General features: G+C 62.2%; 17 protein-coding genes. 11 read left to right on the top strand and 6 right to left on the bottom strand.

Annotated elements, in window-relative coordinates:
- Positions 1–2: 2 nt before the first annotated feature.
- Complete coding sequence (locus F3089_RS12050; protein WP_151441043.1) at positions 3–1,049, bottom strand: hypothetical protein; 1,047 nt, start codon at positions 1,047–1,049, stop codon at positions 3–5.
- A gap of 253 nt (positions 1,050–1,302) precedes the next feature.
- Positions 1,303–1,929, bottom strand: a complete 627-nt coding sequence (locus F3089_RS12045) for a TetR/AcrR family transcriptional regulator (protein ID WP_151441042.1) — start codon at positions 1,927–1,929, stop codon at positions 1,303–1,305.
- A 112-nt stretch (positions 1,930–2,041) separates the two neighbouring features.
- On the opposite strand from F3089_RS12045, the gene F3089_RS12040 reads away from it, so the two are divergent.
- From F3089_RS12040 to F3089_RS12015, 6 genes are all read left to right on the top strand, one after another.
- On the top strand, positions 2,042–3,835 hold the full coding sequence (locus F3089_RS12040) for an acyclic terpene utilization AtuA family protein (protein ID WP_151441041.1): 1,794 nt from the start codon (positions 2,042–2,044) through the stop codon (positions 3,833–3,835).
- Between the two features lie 365 nt (positions 3,836–4,200).
- The gene (locus F3089_RS12035; protein WP_151441040.1) at positions 4,201–5,073 is read left to right on the top strand and encodes an SDR family oxidoreductase; all 873 of its coding nucleotides are present in this window, start codon (positions 4,201–4,203) and stop codon (positions 5,071–5,073) included.
- A 5-nt stretch (positions 5,074–5,078) separates the two neighbouring features.
- On the top strand, positions 5,079–6,695 hold the full coding sequence (locus tag F3089_RS12030; RefSeq protein ID WP_151441039.1) for an acyl-CoA carboxylase subunit beta: 1,617 nt from the start codon (positions 5,079–5,081) through the stop codon (positions 6,693–6,695).
- Positions 6,696–6,885: 190 nt separating this feature from the next.
- A complete protein-coding gene (atuD, locus tag F3089_RS12025; protein WP_151441038.1) occupies positions 6,886–8,052 on the top strand; it encodes a citronellyl-CoA dehydrogenase in 1,167 nt (388 codons plus the stop codon).
- A complete protein-coding gene (locus tag F3089_RS12020) occupies positions 8,052–8,864 on the top strand; it encodes an enoyl-CoA hydratase/isomerase family protein (protein ID WP_151441037.1) in 813 nt (270 codons plus the stop codon). Before atuD ends, F3089_RS12020 begins: the two co-directional genes overlap by 1 nt.
- Before the next feature lie 271 nt (positions 8,865–9,135).
- Positions 9,136–11,124, top strand: a complete 1,989-nt coding sequence (locus F3089_RS12015; RefSeq protein ID WP_151441036.1) for an acetyl/propionyl/methylcrotonyl-CoA carboxylase subunit alpha — start codon at positions 9,136–9,138, stop codon at positions 11,122–11,124.
- A 19-nt stretch (positions 11,125–11,143) separates the two neighbouring features.
- On the opposite strand, the gene F3089_RS12010 is transcribed toward F3089_RS12015, so the two are convergent.
- From F3089_RS12010 to F3089_RS11995, 4 genes are read right to left on the bottom strand one after another with little or no spacing between them, the layout of a single operon-like run.
- Positions 11,144–11,764 (bottom strand): tetratricopeptide repeat protein, encoded by a 621-nt coding sequence (locus F3089_RS12010; RefSeq protein ID WP_151441035.1) that lies wholly within the window; start codon positions 11,762–11,764, stop codon positions 11,144–11,146.
- A complete protein-coding gene (locus F3089_RS12005) occupies positions 11,761–12,543 on the bottom strand; it encodes an SDR family oxidoreductase (protein WP_151441034.1) in 783 nt (260 codons plus the stop codon). Before F3089_RS12005 ends, F3089_RS12010 begins: the two co-directional genes overlap by 4 nt.
- Positions 12,530–14,695 (bottom strand): AMP-binding protein, encoded by a 2,166-nt coding sequence (locus F3089_RS12000; RefSeq protein ID WP_151441033.1) that lies wholly within the window; start codon positions 14,693–14,695, stop codon positions 12,530–12,532. The genes F3089_RS12005 and F3089_RS12000 overlap by 14 nt, the downstream gene beginning before the upstream one ends.
- Positions 14,679–15,377 (bottom strand): thermostable hemolysin, encoded by a 699-nt coding sequence (locus F3089_RS11995; RefSeq protein WP_192497366.1) that lies wholly within the window; start codon positions 15,375–15,377, stop codon positions 14,679–14,681. The genes F3089_RS12000 and F3089_RS11995 overlap by 17 nt, the downstream gene beginning before the upstream one ends.
- A 198-nt stretch (positions 15,378–15,575) precedes the next feature.
- On the opposite strand from F3089_RS11995, the gene F3089_RS11990 reads away from it, so the two are divergent.
- The 5 genes from F3089_RS11990 to F3089_RS11970 are packed head-to-tail and all read left to right on the top strand — an operon-like array spanning position 15,576 to position 20,682.
- Positions 15,576–15,977 (top strand): GtrA family protein, encoded by a 402-nt coding sequence (locus F3089_RS11990; RefSeq protein ID WP_151441031.1) that lies wholly within the window; start codon positions 15,576–15,578, stop codon positions 15,975–15,977.
- On the top strand, positions 15,961–16,983 hold the full coding sequence (locus tag F3089_RS11985; protein WP_151441030.1) for a glycosyltransferase family 2 protein: 1,023 nt from the start codon (positions 15,961–15,963) through the stop codon (positions 16,981–16,983). The genes F3089_RS11990 and F3089_RS11985 overlap by 17 nt, the downstream gene beginning before the upstream one ends.
- The gene (locus tag F3089_RS11980) at positions 16,967–18,496 is read left to right on the top strand and encodes an ArnT family glycosyltransferase (RefSeq protein ID WP_151441029.1); all 1,530 of its coding nucleotides are present in this window, start codon (positions 16,967–16,969) and stop codon (positions 18,494–18,496) included. The genes F3089_RS11985 and F3089_RS11980 overlap by 17 nt, the downstream gene beginning before the upstream one ends.
- Before the next feature lie 60 nt (positions 18,497–18,556).
- Entirely contained in the window at positions 18,557–19,237 is a 681-nt protein-coding gene (locus F3089_RS11975; RefSeq protein ID WP_151441028.1) for a response regulator transcription factor, read from the top strand.
- A complete protein-coding gene (locus F3089_RS11970) occupies positions 19,237–20,682 on the top strand; it encodes a sensor histidine kinase (RefSeq protein ID WP_151441027.1) in 1,446 nt (481 codons plus the stop codon). Before F3089_RS11975 ends, F3089_RS11970 begins: the two co-directional genes overlap by 1 nt.
- Positions 20,683–20,909 lie beyond the last annotated feature (227 nt).

Genomic DNA, 20,909 nt, shown 5'->3' with positions numbered 1-20,909 from the left:
GCTCAGAGCAGGCCCTCGGTATCAATGTTGCTGTCCTCGTCCGGTTCGTTACCGGTTTCTCCGAAACGATTGACCGGGGTGCGATAGCCGTGTTCCCGGGTCCAGAGACGATCGGACACCGCCCATGCAATCTGCATGGCCACACGGTCCGTCAGCTGATACCGCTCCCAAACTTCGAAGTCCTCGGAGGTTTCATCAAGATAGCCCAATGTTTCGGCAATGGTCTTATCCCGACCGACGTTCTCGGCAATCTGAAGCTCAAACGCAGCAGGAATCCGGAGCCCTTTCTCGACACCGAGCTTGCGGTTGCGCTCAAGAACTTCCCAGGCACTGGCACTGACCTCGTCCGGCTTCAAATCCGGGAGCAGTACCCAGATCGTCGCCCTCAGGCCTTCCGGAATACCGGCCCACTTCTCGTTGTCGACGCAGTAGGTGGAACGCTCAACCTGAGCGGCCAGACGGCGGGACACATCGGCACGACCGCCCGCCTTGCCGTCGTTCAGGACCGCCTGGGCGCCGGAGACGAGGCCGAGCAGGAAGGTGATTTCGTCCTGGTCGGTATAGAGGTTCGGGCATTCAGCATCCGGCTTGGGCTCGTAACTGAACCCCGTCAGCATCCGCTTGAAAGCACGCTCGCGGCGCTCCGCCGTAATACCGTACTTGCGCTGCATCGCTTCGCGGGCGTCACGCAGCTCGTTCAGGTTGCCCTCATAGTCGGCCCGCAGGTAACGCAGCTCTTCTTCCTGTGCGTCCTGCTCCATGCAGATGCCCGCCAGAACAGACAGCAGGGTACCGGTCTTGGCCGGCTCCATGGTTACCCGGGAAAAGGAGTAGAGAAGCGGGTCTACCGACTCGCCGAGCGCACAGGCTTTGCCAACGTCGGTCATGGCCAGCACGTAAGGCGTGTTCTCGGCTTCGGCATAACCGGTCATCACGTCACCGGTTATCTTGTGGAGGGGGTTAACGGAACACCCGGCCAGCATTACCAGAGCGACAAGCACACCAGTGATACGAGCCAGGGAGATGCCGTTATTGGTTTTGTTCGGCATGATCACTCTCCATCTGTTACGCAGCAGCCCGGAAGCGGGCACCGACTTGTTGGACAATCCACTCAAGCGCCCGCCACAGCGCGGGTTAAAGCTTGATGATCGTCAAGGCCGTCATGAAACGGCAGTCTCGGGGAGGATGCAACGGCCGAAATGGCAGGCCTGTGATGTCGTTACAGCGAGTAACCGCCGGTAACAACGGTCTGGCCTGAGTCCACAAGGCTACGGACAGCGCAGAATTTTGGGAAAAGAGGCTTCAGGCAGGAGGGATTTTCAGCATGCTCATCACATGATCCGCCAGATTCTCAATGGTCATATCCCCCTCGGGCCGGTACCAGGTAATGGTCCAGCTGAGTGCGCCAGTGAGGAACCGGCGCAGTATGAACGGCTCCGCCTCGATCAGCCCATCGCTTTTGGCACGGGTCAGCGTGTCCAGCCAGATGCCCTCGTAGACCTCCCGGAGTTCCAGGATCTCCGCCTGACTGGCTTCGGACAGGCTCCGCCACTCATAGACCAGCACCGCCATGGCCTCGCCCGTCTCGCCATTGATCGACTCCAGCTCACACTGCACCAGCGTCCGCACCGCCTCGCCCGTATCGGCTACCGCCTCAAGCCGTGAACGCATCCGACCCGTGTTGACCAGAATCGCCTCCCTCATGACCGCCTTCAGGATCTCCTCCTTGGTACGGAAATGATGAAAGATGCTCCCGGACTGGATACCGACCGCGGAGGCCAGATCCCGCACCGTGGTGCGTTCATACCCCTTGTCCCGGAACAGGTGGGCAGCCTGGCGGAGGAGGCGGCCTCTTGGGGACTCCGGGTCGGTGAAGCTCGGGGGATCGGACGGGGCGGCCATTTCCTGGGACAAAGCAGAAGTCTCCATGTGGATAGTGCGACTGATTCTAGCAGGAACACAGTCTACCACAGTTTACAAACCAAGCGCTTGCTAGGTATATTCATTCGAACCAATGGCAAGCACACAGAGGACCATCACCATGAGCGCCCCCCAGTCACTGCGCATCGGCTGCGCCGCCGCCTTCTGGGGCGACACCCAGACCGCCGCGCGCCAGCTCGTGGAAAAGGGCAACCTGGACTACCTGGTCTTCGACTACCTGGCCGAAATCACCATGTCCATCATGGCCGGCCAGAAAATGAAGGACCCCAGCCAGGGCTATGCCCGGGACTTTGTCGATACCGTCATGGGGCCGCTTCTTGGGGAGGTCAGCAACCAGGGCCTTAAAGTCATCAGCAATGCTGGTGGCGTGAACCCCACCGCCTGCCGCGATGCCCTCCAGGCCCTGGTGGATGAACAGGGCCTGGACCTGAAGATCGCGCTGGTGCTGGGCGACGACCTGATGCCACAGAAAAGCGAACTCTCGAAGGCCGGCATTACCGAAATCGACACCGGCACCCCCCTGCCCGGCATGATGGTCAGCCTCAACGCCTACCTCGGTGCCCCGGGCATTGTGCAGGCGCTGGAACAGGGCGCGGACATCGTCATCACCGGCCGCGTCGCCGACAGCGCCGTCGTCCTGGCGCCCCTGATGCACGAATTCGGCTGGAGCTTCGACGATTACGACCGTCTCGCCCAGGGCAGCCTCGCCGGCCACCTCATCGAATGCGGCGTCCACGCCACCGGCGGCAACTTCACCGACTGGGAACGCGTCGCCGAGGGCTTCGACAACATGGGCTTCCCCATCGCCGAGGTGGGTCCGGACGGCAGCTTCACCCTGACCAAGCCCCCGGAAACCGGCGGCGAAGTCAGTTTCGGCACCGCGGCGGAACAACTCGTCTACGAAATCGACGACCCGCGTGCCTACTACCTGCCGGACGTCATCTGCGACTTCACCAACGTCACCATCGAGGAAATCGGCCCTGACCATGTCCGCATCAGCGGCGCCCGCGGCCTGCCCCCGACCCACACCTACAAGGTCGCCGGCACCTGGCCCGACGGCCACAAGTGCACCGTCACCTTCCTGCTCGCCGGAATGGATGCCGCCAGCAAAGCCGAAGCGGTTGCCAGCGCGATACTGCGCAAGTCCGAACGCCTGATCCAGGAACAGGGCTACGCCCCCTACAGCGACACCAGCGTGGAACTGCTCGGCACCGAAACCACCTACGGCCCCCAGGGCCGACACGGCGACACCCGCGAAGTGGTCATCAAGATCAGCGCCACCCACCCGGACAAGAAAGCCCTGGTCATCTTCTCCCGCGAAATCGCCCAGGCCGGCACCGGCATGACCCCGGGCCTGACCGGCATCGTCGGCGGCCGCCCCACGGTATGGCCCAAGATCCGGCTGTACTCCTGCCTGGTGCCGAAGGACATGGTTTCTGTTTCCGCGGATCTGGGCGGGGAAACAACCGACGTGACCGCTCCAACGGAGGGCGGCTACGCCAATGCCCATAAACCGGAAGAGGCGCCGATTCCCAAAACCTCAGGGCAGGCGGATACTGAAGTACGTCTGGTTGATCTGGCCTGGGGTCGAAGTGGCGACAAGGGCGATCACTGCAACATCGGCGTGGTCGCCCGCCGCGAAGACTACCTCCCATGGATCGCCGCTGCCCTGACGCCGGAGCGCGTGGCCGAGTGGATGGGGCATACACTGGATCCGGAGAAAGGCGAAGTGCTCCGTTGGCATATGCCGGGGATCCATGGACTGAATTTTCTGCTGAAGCACAGCCTTGGGGGCGGTGGCGTTGCCAGCCTGCGGATTGATCCGCAGGGGAAAGCGTTTGCCCAGCAGTTACTGGAGATTCCTGTGGCTGTGCCTTCGGGCTTGCTGCCTTGATCCGTTGAGGCGTGTGGGCTGTGCGTGGGCGCCACAGTGAGGAGTGCTTTCCGGGGCCGCTGTGAACCCATCCATGGGCGCTGGCGCGATGGCATCCCTGCCATCGAGCCTCCCGGAAAGCACTCCCCACTGCGGCGCTGAGAGATTAGCGGTAACGCAACCGAGGTAAACAGGATTATTTTTCAGAGTAGCGTTACCCAAACAACTTGAAGCACCGATGCGGGGGGACCCTTTCGGGGAGGCTCGGCGGCAGGACGCCGACGCGCCAGCGCCCATGGATGGGTTCACAGCGGTCCCTGAAAGGGTTCCCCCGTAGCGGTGCTACGAAAGAACCAACATGCTGGTGACAAGGAATAAAACACCCCATGAGCTATCAGTCGGTATTCAAAGAAAGCCTGTTCAAAAACCAGACCATCATCGTCACCGGCGGCGGCTCCGGCATCGGCCGTTGCACCGCCCACGAACTGGCCTCACTGGGCGCCAACGTCATCCTCATCGGCCGCAAGCTCGAAAAGGTCCAGACCGTCGCCGATGAAATCAGGGAGGACGGCGGCACCGCCCACCCCTACTCCTGCGACATCCGCGACGAGGATGCCGTCAAACCGGTAATCGAAAGCATCCTCCAGGATCACGGCCCCATCCACGGCCTGGTCAACAACGCCGGCGGCCAGTTCCCCTCGCCGCTGGCCGGCATCAACCAGAAAGGCTGGGAAACCGTCGTGCGCACCAACCTCACCGGCGGCTTCCTCGTCTCCCGCGAAGTCTACAACCAGAGCATGACGAAGACCGGCGGCGCCATCGTCAACATCGTCGCCGACATGTGGGGCGGCATGCCGGGCATGGGCCACTCCGGGGCCGCCCGCGCCGGCATGGTGAACTTCACCCAGACCGCCGCCGTGGAATGGGGTGCCTCCGGGGTACGCGTGAACGCCGTGGCCCCGGGCTGGATCGCCTCCAGCGGCATGGACAGCTACCCGGACAGCATGAAGTCCTGGATCCGTGGCCTGCGCGAGGCCGTGCCCTGCAAGCGCATCGGCACCGAAGCCGAAGTCAGCAGCGCCATCTGCTTCCTGCTCTCCCCCGGCTCCCGCTTCATCTCAGGCGACACGCTGCGCATCGACGGCGGCGCCTCCCAGGGCGGAAGTGTCTGGCCCCTGCCCAAAGCGAAGAACAACGAAGCCTTCAACGGCTTCCACCGGGCCGTTACGCCCCGGGTACTCCAGGACGACGAGGACTGAACGCCATGCAGGTGATTGAATCCACCATCGATCCCAACAGCCCGGAGTTCGCCGAAAACGCCGAGGCCATGCAGACAGAGATCGAGACCTTCCGTGCTGTCGAGCGGCTGGTGCGCGACAAGGCGGAAGAAGCCAGGGAGAAGTTCAACCAGAAGAACAAGCTCCTGCCCCGGGACCGCATCAACCTGCTTCTGGATCGCGGCAGCCCCTTCCTCGAAATCTGCCCGCTGGCCGGCTACAAGATGCACGATGACAAGGACGGCTCCATGGCCGGCGGCGGCATGATCTGCGGCATCGGGTACGTGGGCGGCGCCCGCGTGATGGTTTCCGCCAGCAACAGCGCCATCAAGGGCGGCACCATCACGCCGGCAGGCCTCGATAAGACCCTGCGGGCCCAGGAAATCGCCATGGAGAACAACCTGCCGGTGATTTCGCTGTCGGAAAGCGGCGGCGCCAACCTCAACTACGCCACGGACATCTTCGTGCCCGGCGCCCGGGGCTTCGCCAACCAGGCCCGCATGTCCGCCGCCGGCATACCGCAGATCACCGTGGTCCACGGCAACGCCACCGCCGGCGGCGCCTACCAACCGGGGCTGTCCGACTACGTCATCGTCGTGCGCAACCAGTCCAAGATGTTCCTGGCCGGCCCGCCCCTGCTCAAGGCCGCCACCGGTGAGATCGCCACGGACGAAGAGCTTGGCGGTGCCGAAATGCACAGCGAGGTCGCCGGAACCGCCGAATACCTGGCCGAAAACGACGGCGACGGCGTGCGCCAGGCCCGCGAAATCATGGCCACCCTCGACTGGAACAAGACCCTGCCGGCACGGGCGCCACAGACCTGGGAAGAGCCGCTTTACAGCCCGGATGAACTACCCGGCGTCATCCCGGCGGACAGCCGCAGGCCCTACGACGTACGCGAAATCCTCGCCCGCATCGCCGACGGCTCACGCTTCCTCGACTTCAAGAACGATTTCGACAGCCAGACCGTCTGCGGCTGGATCGAGGTCTACGGCCGCTCCGTGGGCATCATCGGCAACAACGGCCCCATCACCCCACGCGGCGCCGCCAAGGCCGCCCAGTTCATCCAGCTCTGCGACCAGTCGCAGACGCCGCTCCTGTTCCTGCACAACACCACCGGTTTCATGGTCGGCACCGACTCCGAGCAGAACGGCATCATCAAACACGGCTCCAAGATGATCCAGGCCGTCACCAACGCCCGCGTTCCCCGCATCGCCGTGGTCGTCGGCGGCTCCTACGGCGCCGGCAACTATGCGATGTGCGGCCGCGGCCTCGACCCGAGATTCATCTTCGCCTGGCCCAACAGCCGCACCGCCGTCATGGGCGGCGCCCAGGCCGGCAAGGTCATGCGCATCGTGGCCGAAGAAAAACAGCGCAAGAACGGTGTCGAACCCGACCCACAGCAACTGGATGTACTCGAACAGTCCACGGCGAAAAAGCTCAACGACGGCTCCCATTCGCTCTTCGGCACCGCCCGGCTCTGGGACGACGGGCTGATTGATCCGCGAGATACACGCAGAGTCGTGGGCGAAGCCCTGGCAATATGCCAGGAAGGTGATGAGCGGAAGCCCCAATCGAATAGTTTTGGCGTGGCGCGCCTGTAGGAGTCATGGCGGCGTCACCCACGAAACTGGATGGCTCTGGAGTGGGGGAGTCTTTCCGGGAGGCTCGATGACAGGGATGTCATCGCGCCAGCGCCCATGGATGGGTTCACAGCGGTCCCGGAAAGACTCCCCCACTTCAGAGCCCGGTACACAACAACCAGTCTAGAGACAAGACAGAGGCCAGAACCCAATGCAATTCACCGAAGAACACCAGGCCCTCAGAAAAACCGTCCGCGATTTCGTCGAAAACGAAATCAACCCCAACTGCGACGAATGGGAACGCGACGGCCGCTACCCCATCCACGAGATCTTCAAGAAACTCGGCGACCTGGGTCTCCTCGGCATCCAGAAACCCGAGGAATACGGCGGCATGGGCCTCGACTACAGCTACAACCTCGTCGCCGCCGAAGAATTCGGCATCGCCGCCGCTGGTGGTGTGCCCCTGTCCATCGGCGTCCAGACCGACATGTGTACTCCGGCACTGGCCCGTTTCGGTTCTGCCGAGCAGAAAGAGGAATTCCTGCGGCCATCCATAACCGGGGAAAAGGTCGGCTGCATCGGCGTCAGCGAAGTCGGCGCGGGCTCGGACGTCGCGGGCCTGAAGACCAATGCGAAATCCGACGGCGACGACTACATCATCAACGGCCACAAGATGTGGATCACCAACTCGCCCAGCGCCGACTTCATCTGCCTGCTGGCCAACACCAGCGACGACAAGCCCCACAAGAACAAGAGCCTGATCATCGTCCCCATGGACACCCCCGGCATCAGCGTCGCGCCGCACCTGGACAAGCTCGGCATGCGCTCCTCCGAGACCGCCCAGGTCTTTTTCGACGATGTGCGCGTGCCCAAGCGCAACCGCATCGGCGCCGAAGGCACCGGCTTCATGATGCAGATGCTGCAGTTCCAGGAGGAACGCCTCTGGGGCGCTGCCAACGTCATCAAGGCACTGGAAGGCTGCGTGGATAAAACCATCGACTACTGCCGCGAGCGCGAGACCTTCGGCCAGCCGCTGATCAACAACCAGGCCATCCACTTCCGCATGGCCGAGCTGCAGACGGAGATCGAGGCGCTGCGTGCCCTCACCTACCAGGCCTGCGAACTGCACGTGGCCCAGAAGGACGTCACCCAGCTCGCCTCCATGGCCAAGCTCAAGGCCGGGCGTCTGGGCCGCGAGGTGACCGATGCCTGCCTGCAGTACTGGGGCGGCAATGGCTACATGTGGGACAACCCGGTCTCGCGGGCCTATCGCGACGTTCGCCTGGTCTCGGTGGGCGGCGGTGCCGACGAGATCATGCTCGGCATCATCTGCAAACTCATGGGCACGCTGCCCGGCAAGCAGAAAGGAGACTCGTGATGGCCACGCTCCCCGAGTGCGAGACGCTGAAACTGGAACGGTCCGGCAGCATCCTGCATCTCACCCTCAACCGGCCGGACAGCCGCAATGCCATGAGCCTGGCCATGGTCCACGAGCTGCGCTCGGTGTTTGCCGCCATTCGCGACGACACAGGGGTGCGGGCCGTGGTCCTGCGCGGCACCGGCGGGCACTTCTGTGCCGGGGGTGATGTGAAGGACATGGCCTCGGCGCGTGGGCAGAAGGCGGAGGATGGCAGTGATCCGATCTTTGAGCTGAACCGGGCCTTTGGGCATCTGTTAAGCGAAACGGAGTCGGCGCCGCAGACGACGGTCGCGGTACTGGAGGGCGCCGTCATGGGCGGCGGTTTCGGGCTGGCCTGTGTGTCGGATGTTGCGCTGTGCCTGGAGAGTGCGAAGTTCGGGCTGCCGGAGACGACCCTGGGGATTACGCCGGCGCAGATCGCGCCTTTTGTGGTGCGGCGGATCGGGCTGACGCGGGCTCGGCGGCTGGCTTTGACGGGGCACCGGTTTGATGGGAGTGAGGCGTTCTGGCTGGGCGTGGTGCATGACTTTGCCAAGTCCGGTGAGGAGCTGGAGCAGAAGCTGGGGCAGGTGCTGGAGCGGATCCGGAATTGTGCGCCCGGGGCTTCGCGGATGACGAAAGAGCTGTTGCTGTCGGTGGAGAGTGAGCCGCTTGATGGGCTTCTGGATAAGGCGGCGAAGGATTTTGCGGCGGCTGTTCGTGGGGACGAGGGGCAGGAAGGGACCATGGCGTTTATGCAGAAGCGGAAGCCTTCGTGGGCTGAGGAATAGCGTCGTCTCCAGATGGTTGAGTTGGTTGCAGGTGTCGGCACGGGGGAGGTCTTTCAGGGACCGCTGTGAACCCATCCATGGGCGCTGGCGCGATGACATCCTGTCATCGAGCCTCCCTGAAAGACCTCCCCCGCACCGACACCCCGAAAACCATTGGAAAACGCTACGAGAAATACTGTAGGAGCGAGCTTGCTCGCGATTGTTTCCAGGATCGCGAGCAAGCTCGCTCCTACAGAACAACAATTAGATCACCTTTATGGGTGCAGGTCGGATGTTCAACAAACTATTGATAGCAAACCGCGGCGAGATCGCGGTGCGGGTGAACCGGACGGCCCAGGCGCTGGGGTATCGGACGGTCGCGGTGTTCAGTGATGCGGACCGGGACGCGCCGCATGTGCGGATGGCGGATGAAGCGGTTCGCGTGGGGCCGGCACCGGCGGGGGAATCGTACCTGAACATTGAAGCCATCCTGGAGGCGGCACGCCTGACCGGGGCGGATGCGGTGCACCCGGGGTATGGATTTCTCTCGGAGAACGCGGCGTTCGTTTCGGCCTGCGCGGAACACGGGATCACCTTCATCGGACCGCCAGCGCATGCCATGGAGTTGATGGGCAGCAAACGGCGATCCAAGGAGGCGATGGCCGAGGCGGGCGTACCGACGGTGCCGGGCTTCCAGAGCGCGGAGACGGATCCGTCGCCCTGGCAGAAGGCTGCCGATGGGATCGGGTACCCGGTGATGATCAAGGCATCCGCCGGTGGTGGCGGACGGGGCATGCGGTTGGTGCATGAGCCCGACAAACTGGCGGATGAGCTGGCCAGGGCGCGCTCGGAAGCGGAGTCGGCCTTCGGCGACGGGGAGCTGATACTGGAGAAGGCGATCGTTCGGCCGCGGCACATTGAGATCCAGGTGTTTGCGGACCGGCAGGGCAATGCGATTCATCTGGGGGAGCGCGACTGTTCGGTGCAGCGCCGACATCAGAAGGTGGTGGAGGAGGCGCCCTCGCCTTTTGTTGACGAGGCCATGCGGCAGGCCATGGGGGATGCGGCGGTTAAGGCGGCGCAGGCCTGTGGTTATGTCGGGGCCGGGACGGTGGAGTTCATTGTTGATGAGTCCGGGGCCTTTTACTTTCTGGAGATGAACACGCGCCTGCAGGTGGAGCACCCCGTTACCGAGATGGTGACGGGGCTGGATCTGGTGGCGTTGCAGCTTCGTGTCGCGGCCGGGGAGCCGTTGCCGCTCACTCAGGATGAGGTGCGGATCTGCGGGCATGCGATTGAGGTGCGGCTTTACGCGGAGGATCCCGCGCAGAACTACATGCCGCAGACGGGGCCGGTTCATTGCTGGATTCCCCCTGCGGGCGACGGCATCCGGGTGGATCACGGGATTTCAGCGGGGATGCGCGTGACGCCCCATTACGACCCCATGCTCGCCAAGGTGGTTGCCAGTGGCGCGGATCGTGGCACGGCACGCCGGAGGCTGATTCGGGCGCTGGAAGACACGGTGCTTCTGGGGGTCACTCATAACGCCTGGTTCCTGTCCCGGGTTCTGGCCCACGAAACCTTCGCCGCCGGCGAGGCCACCACGGCCTTCCTGGACAAGGAGTTCAAGGACGACCACAGCCTGCAGCCAATCCAGGCAAACTCAATGGAGCTGGCTGTTGCCGCGCTGGTGCTTTACCGGAACGAGATCAGGTCCGAGTACGCGGACCGGGGCGGCTGGAGCAACAGCCTGCCGAGTGCCTGCCCAATGCTGCTCAATGACGGCCACACCGGAACCTGGGTTCGGCTCAGGGACTCTGGATCGGAAGCTCGCATCACGGTGGGCGATCAGGAGCACAGCCTGGTCGCCGAAGATCACCGGGATGGAGAGTTGATCCTCAGTGCGGATGGCGTGCGCCGGGCCTGCCAGTATCAGCTCGTGGATCACACCCTGTACTGCCATCTATCGGGGCGCACGCTGGCACTGCAGGACGAGACTCATGCGCCGGTACGCCGCGCAGACGAACAGGGCAGCGGCGAAGTCCGCGCCACCATGGATGGCGCGGTCATTGAGGTCGCGGTGGCCGAGGGGGACACCGTCCGGGCGGGTCAGACCCTGGCGGTGCTCGAAGCCATGAAAATGGAGCACCCCCTGAAGGCGGACCGTGACGGAAGCGTCTCAGACATCCGTGTCAGTGCGGGTGACCAGGTTCGCAACCGACAGGTCCTGATGGCCGTCTCCGCCGGGGACTCGCCCCATCCAGGAGCAGATTCACCATGACAGGCACGGCCACCATCGGTCAGAGCGTCTCCAGCAGTGCCCTGATTTCCTGGCGGCGCCCCTTATCGGCCAGCGGGCGGGTGGGGCGATCAGGCGCGTCGAGGGCCCGTTCCAGATAGGTTCTGGCCCGCTTCTCCTTGCCCTGCTCAACCAGGAAGTCGCCAAAGAAATAGTTGGGGTCGATGCCATTCGGGTTGATCGACAGTGCCTCGCGAAGGTGCTCGCGAGCCAGCTCATCATCCCCGAAACTCAGCGGCCAGCCCGGCACCTGATAGTAGAGACTCCCCAGAGAGGTATGGGCAGAGCCCTCCAGGGCCTTCGGATCAATCTCAAGTGCTTTCTCAAGCACTTCCCGTGCGTCACTGACCAGCCCCAGCGCACTGAATCCACCGGAGGCACCGGCCCAGGTACTCAACACAATGCCCCGCCAGACGAGAGGTTCGGCGCGATCCGGATAGCCTTCAACAAGCGAATCTGTCTCAGCTGCGAGCCCTTCAAAGGCATCCGCACGCTTATTTTCATCCAGGCCATACTGGATCGCTGCCCAGCGATGCTGAATATCCAGCAATTGATCCGACATGGACGCGGCCGAAGCCGGCAGTGTCAGAAGTGCCATAAGCACAGCAAAGCAAACCCTCATGATGAGACCCCCGTTCCCATATACCGCCGGATCACTGGCAACTGCTTTTTCAGTGCCCGGTCCACGACTTTCGGAAGCACGCCATTGATCACGGCGAACAGTTTTTCCGGCCAGCCCAGCAGACGCCTTGACCGGTCCTGGCGCATGGCTGCAAGAATCTGGTCGGCGACGGTCGCTGGCTGGTCCATGGTGTTGCCAAGCGCCTGGTTCATTGCATTGACCGACTCCGGATTCATCGCGGTGATGGTCGCCCGGGGCGCCACATGGAGAACCTGCACGGGCGTGTCCGCCAGCTCCCGACGCAGGGCCTCGGTGAAACCACGCAGACCGAATTTGGTGGCGCAGTAGGCCGTATAGCCGGGATAACCGATACTGCCGAAGGTGGAACCGACAAACACCAGATCCCCCTTGCCCGCCGAGACGAAGCGTTCAGCAAAGTGGCGACCGACGAGCATCGCGGACCGCAGATTGACCGCGATCTGGGCATCCAGATCCTCGACGGACAGCGACGCCAGTGCGGCAAACTGGTTCTGTCCCGCACAATGGATCACGCCATCAATATCCGGCCGCTCCTGACTCAGCGACTCGAGCTGGGCGTCGAGGTCATCGGCTGCAAGATCCAGCCGAGCCGTTGTTACGCCCTGGGACAGTGACAGCTGCTCCGGGCGGCGGGAGGCAACGATGACCTGTGCGCCGGCCGCCGTCAGGGGAGCGATCAGTGCCTGACCAATCCCCCCGGAGCCACCAAGCAGCAGGAAGACACGATCATGCAGCTTCATGGCTGGAACCTCCCTGGGACCGACCCGGCATCACCGGGATGCTGTGAAGCATATCGCCGTAAAGCCGGTAGACCATCCGGGCGGATTCGATGATGGCCTGCTGGTCGGCCTCATCGGTGATCCGATCCATCAGGTTCCGGTAGAATTCGAAGTGATCCTGATCCAGCTCGCCGTGGGAATACAGGTAACTGAATGCCTCGTCCGGCAGGTCCAGTTGCTGCTGGATGGCCTTGCCCATCGGGGTTGCCAGCTCGATGGACGTTCCTTCCAGCACCTGGACCATGCCGAAGAACGCCATGGGATTGCCCCGCTGAACCCGGTCGTAAAGATAGGCGACCATCAACTCAACCGGGGTATCCGGCTGGCCGTGGCGCACCTTTTCCTTATCCACGCCACAGGCCGCCAGATCATTCAGTATCCACTCCTGGTGGCCGTATTCCTCCTCGATATACTCCACGAGCGCCTCCCGGACGAATTCCAGCCGCTCTGGAAGACGGGCGCCACAGGCCATCATCAGGGGCACTGTATGTTTGACGTGGTGGTAGGCCTGGGTCAGGAACCAGGTGTAACCCGCCAGGCCAAGCCGCCCCTCCTTGATGGCCTGCAGTGCCGGCGCCTGGTGAAGATGGGCACGAGCCGCTTCAGTCTCTGATTGCAATTGGTTGAAAAAGGCCATGGTGTTTTCTCCTGCTGTTTCGCTTTGGTTGGGTTCGATGTCGAAGGAACGGGCTGTCGCCCGCAGATGCGGCAGATCGGACTCAATGCGGTCACGGATCAGCCGCCCGTTTGCTGTGAGATAACCCGAGGCAGCCGACAGGGGGCTGGCCAGCCGATAAGCCCGGGCAATACGCGCGTAATCCGGCAGCGTCCTGTTCAGCCTCGCGATTGCGCACCGGAGCTGTTCGTCCGTTCTTTCCGTTGATGCGACCACCAGGGCACTGAGGTGTGCTTCGCCATCACCGAAGACAAACGCCTGGCCCATGCCAGCCCCCTGAATCAGCTCACTCTCGATCCATTCCGGGCTGACGTTGCGGCCAAAGCTGGTGATCAGACGATTGCGGGCCCGCCCGCGGACATAGAGAAAGCCGGTCTCGTCCAGTGCCCCGATGTCACCCGTGTCGAGCCACTCATCGAGCGGTTCCGCGCTGCCGAGATAACCGAGAAATCCGTTACCGCGCACCCGGATGTGGCCATCGCTGTCGACCCTTACGGCGACATGGGACAGGGGGCGCCCCACGGCGCCCGCGCGGTTCTGTCCCGGCGAGTTCAATGCCACCACCGAACCGCACTCAGAAAGCCCGTAGCCCTCATAGAGCGGGAGACCGATGCGATACGCACGCGTGAGCAGCTCCGGCGCCACCCGTGCGCCACCAACCGCCAGAAACCGGAATGACGATGGCGAGAGATCTCCACGCTCGACCGCCGAAACCAGTGCCTGGGCCAGCTCCGGAACGAGGATCAGCGAATGGGGACGGCTCTGCTGCAATGCCTCGACCAGCGTCGCCAAATCCAACCCGCTACTACCCGACAGGCCCAGTTCCGCGAGTGGCTTTACTTCTACACAGCCTCCCAAAAGCAGGGGCACATAGACGCCAGCGATGTTCTCCAGCAGTGTTGCCAGCGGCAACACGCAGACGTGATGCTCAAGGCCAACACCCTCAAGCCGGTCCCGCAGGGCGACCGCCGTCGCCGTCATCTGCTCCAGGGACAGGCAGACCCCCTTGGGCGTGCCCGTGCTACCGGAGGTATAGGTGATCTTGCGTGTGCCTTCCGGCATCGGTTGGGCTTCGGCGTTGGGCGGCAGTGACTGGAACGAGACACCATGGCCGATGGGCGTTCCCGCCCGGCCCAGCAGCCCGTCCAGACCCGATTGCGCCATCAGGTGTGTCGCCTGGCTGTCGGAGAAAAACGGGGGCACGGGCACACAGGCAATACCGGCCAGAAGACACGCCAGATCGGCGAGGACCCAGGCAACCGTGTTGTCCCCGCACAGCCCGACCCGGCGCACCCCGAGGTCCACCAGTTCATTGGCAAGCCCGGTCGCGGCCTCGAGCAGTTCCCCGTACCGCCAGCGTTCGTCCGGCCCAACCAGCGCCAACCGGTCGGAGTGACGGAGCGCCTGCTGTCTAAGCAGCTCAGGCAATAACGCCATAGTTCCCTCCCCCGCTGCCGCTTTCCGGCGCCGCATCCGCAATCGTCCTCATCAGGCCAACACGTTCCATGGCCTGATGGCCCTGCTCCACGCTCAGGGCCATCACCTCGGGATTGTGATCGTAGTACTGTCCCCAGCATTTGCCCTGATCCGCCAGGCGCGAGGGGTCGGCCGCGCCCATGGGGTGCACTTCAATACCCAGTCGCTCGAAGCCGTTACGCAGGTGGGGCGTCCCCGTGCAGACCACCCATTCGCTGCCGAGGCCAAGCAGGTATTTCGACAGCGCCGGAAACAGGTAGCGGCCGGCACCGGCTTCGGCACCCGCCAGATGGGCGATCTCCGTCAGGTGGCGACGATCCGGCCGGGTTCCGGGAATAAGCTGTTCAACCGGCTGGTCCAGGTAATCCTCAAGGAAGAGTCGCTCGCCCTCTGCGCACCGGATACCCACAGCGGCAATCAGCTCGCCCCGGCCTGACACCAGTGCCAACAGGTCGGGAATCCGCAACTTCGGCTGTGCCTGATAGGCCAGCCAGAAACGCTGGCGGATGAAATCGATGGTCCGGGTCGCAGCCTCCGACCCCGCGGCCACACTGCACAGTGTCCAACCATTACCAGCCACTACCGGGGTCAGGCTCGACCGCTCAGTACTCAGGCTGACAGGCATCATCAAAGGACGTTTCATGGTCACTCCCCTACCGCTAATGGGCTCATCGCTCTGCTGGGACGATTTCCACATTAGGCGGCGGGGCTTAAAGGAAACTTAAGGCGGGGACAGGGAAACCTTAAGACCCACTTAAGATTTCTCAAAAGGCCTCTTAAGTCTCCCTTAATCCGTCAATGGGAGCATGCAGAGCATTGATCAACGGTTAAGGAGAGTTGAGTGGGTCAGGCCGGTCCGAAACGGAAGCTCAGTACAGATCTGTCCCGCTTCCTGGCAGTCGGAGCGATTGCGACAGCAACTCACTGGCTGGTTATGGCAGTCATGGTCAGCCAGGGGAGAAACCCGACAGTGTCGACGGCGGTGGGGGCAGCCATTGGCCTCCATATCAATTATATCGGCCAGCACCGGTTCGCGTTCCGTTCAACCGTTCGTCATGGCACTGCCTTCCCACGCTACCTGGCCAGCGCCGTGCTTGGATGGATCGTCAACCTGACGGTCTTCATGGCCGCAGCCGAGCTGGTGGGGCAGGTGGCGGTCGCGCAGCTCATGGCGACATCGGCTGCCACCATTATTAACTTCATCGTTGCGAGGGGAATGGTTTTCAATGCAGGACCGATATAAGCACATCACCAGACCCGTGTTTAGCATCGTGATTCCAGTCCATAACGAATCCGAGGTTATTCCGGAGCTGCTCGGACGGCTGGCCGAGACCTGCCGACAGCTGGGGGAACCGGTAGAGTGGCTGTTCATCGATGATGGTAGCCGGGACGACTCGTCATCCATGTTAAGAAGCGCCCGCATAACCTATCCAATGATCCGTGTGATCGAGCTCTCCCGCAATTTCGGGAAGGAAGCCGCTGCGTCCGCGGGCCTGGCCCGGGCATTGGGCGAGGCGGTCATCCTTATGGATGCCGATCTGCAGGATCCGCCAGAGTTGATCCCGCGGATGGTGGAGCAGTGGCGTGCCGGTTATGACATGGTCCTGATGAAACGTGATTCGCGTGCCGGCGAAAGCTGGCTGAAACGCCTGTCCGCCTCCTGCTTCTACCGGTTACTGAATCGCATCAGTGATGCTGAACTGCCCGTCGATACCGGCGATTTCCGACTGATGAGCCGACGGGTGGTCGATGCGTTCAATGAACTGCCCGAGCGCAACCGTTACCTGAAGGGAATGATTGCCTGGGTCGGGATGCCGACCACCACTCTGACGTTTAACCGGGATGCTCGCGCCGCTGGAAACACAAAATGGAATTACCTGAAGCTGGCGCAACTCGCTATGGAAGGGATCACTTCATTTTCGGTAAAACCGCTGCGACTGGCGCTGATACTCGGCTTGTTGGCGGCGGCCACGGGCGGCGCCTTCGGGGCCTGGGTCGTCCTGAAGGCCCTGCTGTTCGGCGTCGCCACGCCGGGGTACGCCTCAATCATCACTGTCATTACTTTCCTGTCCGGCATCCAATTACTGTGCGTTGGCCTGCTCGGCGAATATGTGGGGCGAATCTACATCGAGACCAAACAGCGCCCCGTGTACCTGGTTGCCCATGATTCGGCCGAACAGGACCAGGCCACCAGTGCGCGGCCTGAAAGCCAGCCGAGGAGAACCGTTAATCATGCAGTTTCATCTTAAGTTCCTGCTGTCGCTGCTCGGACTGGTTCTGTTGTCACGGCTCGGCCTGTCCGCCCTGGTCCCGTTCATGGACACAACGGAACCACGGTATGCGGAAATCGCTCGCCTGATGGCCGTTTCCGGGGATTGGATCACACCCTGGTTTCGGGAAGGGGTTCCTTTCTGGGGCAAGCCTCCGCTCTCCTTCTGGGCTCAGGCACTGTCTTTCCGGTGGCTGGGTATCAGTGAATTCGCCGGTCGGCTCCCCTCCTGGCTTGCGAATCTTGCCATTGTGATTCTTGTCATGCGAACCCGCGCCGCCTTCCTGCCGGACTCGGGATCTGCGCTGTTTTCACACGAGACGGTGTGGGCAGCCCTCATTTACTCAACCATGCTGCTTGGGTTTCTCAGTGCCGGCACCGTCATGACAGACTCATTTCTGGCGCTGGGCACAACACTGGCCCTCGGCAGCGTGCTCATCCGGTTGCAGGGTGGAAATGCGACCTGGGGATGGCTCCTCTTTGTGGGGCTCGCCATCGGGCTACTTGCCAAAGGTCCGCTGACGCTGGTGCTAACCGGCCTGCCCGTCGCCGCGTGGGTGATCGTCCATCAACAGTGGCGGGCACTGCGCCAGAATTTTCCCTGGATCCGCGGAACCGGCCTGATGCTGGCGCTCACGGTTCCCTGGTACGTGCTTGCCGAGATCAAGACACCCGGTTTTCTTGATTACTTCATCGTCGGCGAGCACTTCAAGCGGTTCCTGATCAGTGACTGGAATGGGGACCTCTATGGCAATGCCCACGAGTTCCCCCGCGGCACCATCTGGCTCCATCTGATACTGGCGAGCTTTCCGTGGGGATTGATCGGGGCCGTGGCCTGCATCCGCCGTTATCACCGCGGTTCGCGGTTGCTGCACCACTGGCAGGGTACACATAAGGGCATCACCGGGCTGGTTCTCATGAGCGCTTTGACGCCGGCCGTATTCTTCTCCCTTTCCGGGAACATTCTGTGGACCTATGTGCTGCCGGGGCTCCCCTTTCTTGGCATCATACTGTCCGCACTGATTCCACTGAATCGGATATCTGATCACAGAAGGGCAAGCCTCGCTCCCGCGTTGATGGTTCCATTGCTCGGTATCGGTCTTGGTCTCTGGTCCACAGCCAACCCTGAGCATCTGGAAACCGAAAAGACGCTTGTCCGCGAGATACGAAACCATCCCCAATGGGAACTAGAGGATCTGGTGTATACAGGCGAGATCCCTTTCTCTGCGCGGTTTTACAGCAGCGCCAGGGTTCACAGTATGCCGCGTTCCACGCTTCTTTCCAGGCTGGATTCAGTCGCGCAGCCCACCCCCCAATTGGTCTCTGTTGAGCGTGATGACGAGGCATTGATCAAAAAGCTGGAATCAATGGCAGAACCCGTTACACAGTCAAAAGAGTACATTGTATTCCCGGTGGGTAGGGCCAGCGGCGAAACCCGGCAGGCTGGCGACCCCGTGGGATGCAGGTCATGGTCAGAATCAAGCTGTTCATGATCCAAGCGCTTGGTAGAATCAAAAACAATTCCCGCAGACCTGTGATCCTATAGGACGCCTATGCGAATCCTTCTGGTTGAGGACGATCATCCACTGGCCACCACGATGGTCGACATGCTGCGCGAAGACCAGCACACCGTTGACTGGCTCGACGATGGACGCCAAGCCTGCCAGGCACTGCTCGATGAGCATTTTGACCTGACAATACTGGACCTGACGCTACCGCGCATGGATGGGCTGGATATCGTTCAGAAGGTCCGTTCCAGTGGTATCAACACCCCGATCATCATTCTGACGGCCCGGAGCCAGCTGGATGACAAGCTTCAGGGGTTGGATACCGGGGCCGACGACTACCTGACGAAACCCTTCGCCATGGCTGAGCTGAAGGCCCGTATCAGGGCCATTCAGCGGCGCGGTTCGGGTGCGGCGCCCTCCAGGAACCTCCAGGTAGGCGCCCTGGTGCTGGATACGGAGGACGCCACGCTGAGTACCGACTCGCACCAGAGCCGTCTGCCTCGCAGTGAATACCAGATCCTGCTGTATCTCATGAAGAACCCCGGACGCGTCGCATCCCGTCAGCGGCTGGAGGAACAACTGTACGGATGGGACCAGGGGGTGGAGAGCAACACACTGGAGGTTCACATCTACCACCTAAGACGGCGGATCGGTAAAGAGGCAATAAAGACCGTTCGCGGCGTTGGCTACCTGCTCAATCCAGAGGCTCTGGAGCTCCCTTCCTGATGTCACTGACCCGAACGCTGACAATGGCCATTTCCGCCGTTGTGCTGTTGCTTGCCACCAGCGCAACGCTCTGGGCCTACCTGGAAAGCAACCACGAGCTCAATGAGATCTTCGACGCCGAGCTCGCCCAGAGCACCCGCATCGTCCAGGGCCTTCTGCGTCATCTTTCTGAAACCCAATCGCCCGAACAGCTCTCACACACCCTGGAACAGACCCTTCAACTTCCCACCTCAACAATGCTGGGAATCGAAATGGAGGGGGATTATGACGAGATACTCCCGGGGGGACTCGGTCACAAGTACGAGAAAAAGATTGCTTTCGAGGTCTGGAACGCCAAAGGCGACCCCATGCTCGACACACTGCACGCCGAGCGCCAGGAGGAGCTGGAAGCCGGCTATGACTGGGTCGATTCCGGGGGTTACCAGTGGCGAACCTTCACACTGAAAGACCCCGCAACGGGCCACTGGATCAGAACGGCCCAGAGGGCGGATGTGCGATCCGAACTGAGCGGCGAACTGGCCTGGGGTAACGTCGTCCCCATCATCGCGGCGCTGCCGTTATTGCTCCTGACATCGCTCGTCGTCATCCACCTGAGCTTCCGGCCACTGCGCAACATCGAGCGCCCAATACGCCATATGGCCCCTGAACACCTGCATGTGCTGGATGAGCGCCATGCGCCCAGGGAAGTGCAGGGGCTCGTGGAGGCGGTGAACACGCTTCTCAATCGTCTCGACAAGGCATTCGAGCGGGAGCGGCAGTTCTCCTCCGATGCCGCCCATGAACTCCGGACACCGCTCGCCGCACTGAGGCTGAACCTTGAACGGCTGGAATCCCGTCACCCCGGGGAAGGCGCCGGGCTGATGTCGTCCGTCGACCGGATGAGTCATCTCGTGGACCAGATACTGCTGCTGAGTCGGCTTGATGCGGACGCCACAAGCCACAGCACCATGGAGTCCACTGAGCTTCCCTCTCTCATTCGCAACACAGTCGCCGAGATCATGCCAATCGCCCTGGACAATGCCATCGACCTCAGCTTCGAAACCAGCACTGAGTCCCTGAACATCGACTGCCACCCCTCACTCATCACGACGATGCTCCGCTCGCTGCTCGCCAACGCCATCCAGTACAGTCCAGCCAATACCGAGGTCATCCTGACCCTTGAGGCCAGCACTGATAAAGCGACCGTTATGGTGACCGACCAGGGACCGGGCATTCCTCCCGGGGAGCGCGAGAGAGCCGTCAGCCGATTCACGCGACTGGATCAGCGACAGGGAACCGGCGCCGGGCTGGGTCTTGCCATTGCCAAGCGGATCGCTGAACTGCATCAGGGAACGCTCTCCCTGAACTCCCCCAACGCAGACACCGCTGGGTGTCATGTGATTGTGACGCTGCCATTGAAGCCAAGCGATAACGCCTCCAGCGAGGCTCCGTTCCAGGTCACCTGACAGAACCCCCTCGAATTCTGCGATATGCCTGGACCTGGGATCGGCACGGGAGGGGATTGGTCATCACCCTCACCGGGTTGTGTCACTGGGGCCAATATCAGCTTGGCTTATCAGCCTTATGTTGTGAGCGAACAGCTTCAGACACCGGCTCCAGAATGGACGATCTCGGCATTGAAGTCACCGAGGCTGAAGGAGACACTGTCCGTAACCGACAGGCTCTCAAGTCT

The organism is Halospina sp. K52047b (genome assembly GCF_008709855.1).
Taxonomy (GTDB): Bacteria; Pseudomonadota; Gammaproteobacteria; order Pseudomonadales; family Oleiphilaceae; genus Halospina; species Halospina utahensis_B.
The sequence above is the reverse complement of the archived record's forward strand: the minus strand, read 5'-3'. Positions and strand labels throughout refer to the sequence as shown.

Coding starts and splice junctions, on each gene's coding strand:
- F3089_RS12035 (WP_151441040.1), top strand. CDS start 4,201: ATGAGCTATCAGTCGGTATTCAAAGAAAGCCTGTTCAAAAACCAGACC.
- F3089_RS11995 (WP_192497366.1), bottom strand. CDS start 15,377: ATGAAACGTCCTTTGATGATGCCTGTCAGCCTGAGTACTGAGCGGTCG.
- F3089_RS12040 (WP_151441041.1), top strand. CDS start 2,042: ATGAGCGCCCCCCAGTCACTGCGCATCGGCTGCGCCGCCGCCTTCTGG.
- F3089_RS12045 (WP_151441042.1), bottom strand. CDS start 1,929: ATGGAGACTTCTGCTTTGTCCCAGGAAATGGCCGCCCCGTCCGATCCC.
- F3089_RS11975 (WP_151441028.1), top strand. CDS start 18,557: ATGCGAATCCTTCTGGTTGAGGACGATCATCCACTGGCCACCACGATG.
- F3089_RS12015 (WP_151441036.1), top strand. CDS start 9,136: ATGTTCAACAAACTATTGATAGCAAACCGCGGCGAGATCGCGGTGCGG.
- F3089_RS12010 (WP_151441035.1), bottom strand. CDS start 11,764: ATGAGGGTTTGCTTTGCTGTGCTTATGGCACTTCTGACACTGCCGGCT.
- F3089_RS11980 (WP_151441029.1), top strand. CDS start 16,967: ATGCAGTTTCATCTTAAGTTCCTGCTGTCGCTGCTCGGACTGGTTCTG.
- F3089_RS12050 (WP_151441043.1), bottom strand. CDS start 1,049: ATGCCGAACAAAACCAATAACGGCATCTCCCTGGCTCGTATCACTGGT.
- F3089_RS12000 (WP_151441033.1), bottom strand. CDS start 14,695: ATGGCGTTATTGCCTGAGCTGCTTAGACAGCAGGCGCTCCGTCACTCC.
- F3089_RS11985 (WP_151441030.1), top strand. CDS start 15,961: ATGCAGGACCGATATAAGCACATCACCAGACCCGTGTTTAGCATCGTG.
- atuD (WP_151441038.1), top strand. CDS start 6,886: ATGCAATTCACCGAAGAACACCAGGCCCTCAGAAAAACCGTCCGCGAT.
- F3089_RS12030 (WP_151441039.1), top strand. CDS start 5,079: ATGCAGGTGATTGAATCCACCATCGATCCCAACAGCCCGGAGTTCGCC.
- F3089_RS11970 (WP_151441027.1), top strand. CDS start 19,237: ATGTCACTGACCCGAACGCTGACAATGGCCATTTCCGCCGTTGTGCTG.
- F3089_RS12005 (WP_151441034.1), bottom strand. CDS start 12,543: ATGAAGCTGCATGATCGTGTCTTCCTGCTGCTTGGTGGCTCCGGGGGG.
- F3089_RS12020 (WP_151441037.1), top strand. CDS start 8,052: ATGGCCACGCTCCCCGAGTGCGAGACGCTGAAACTGGAACGGTCCGGC.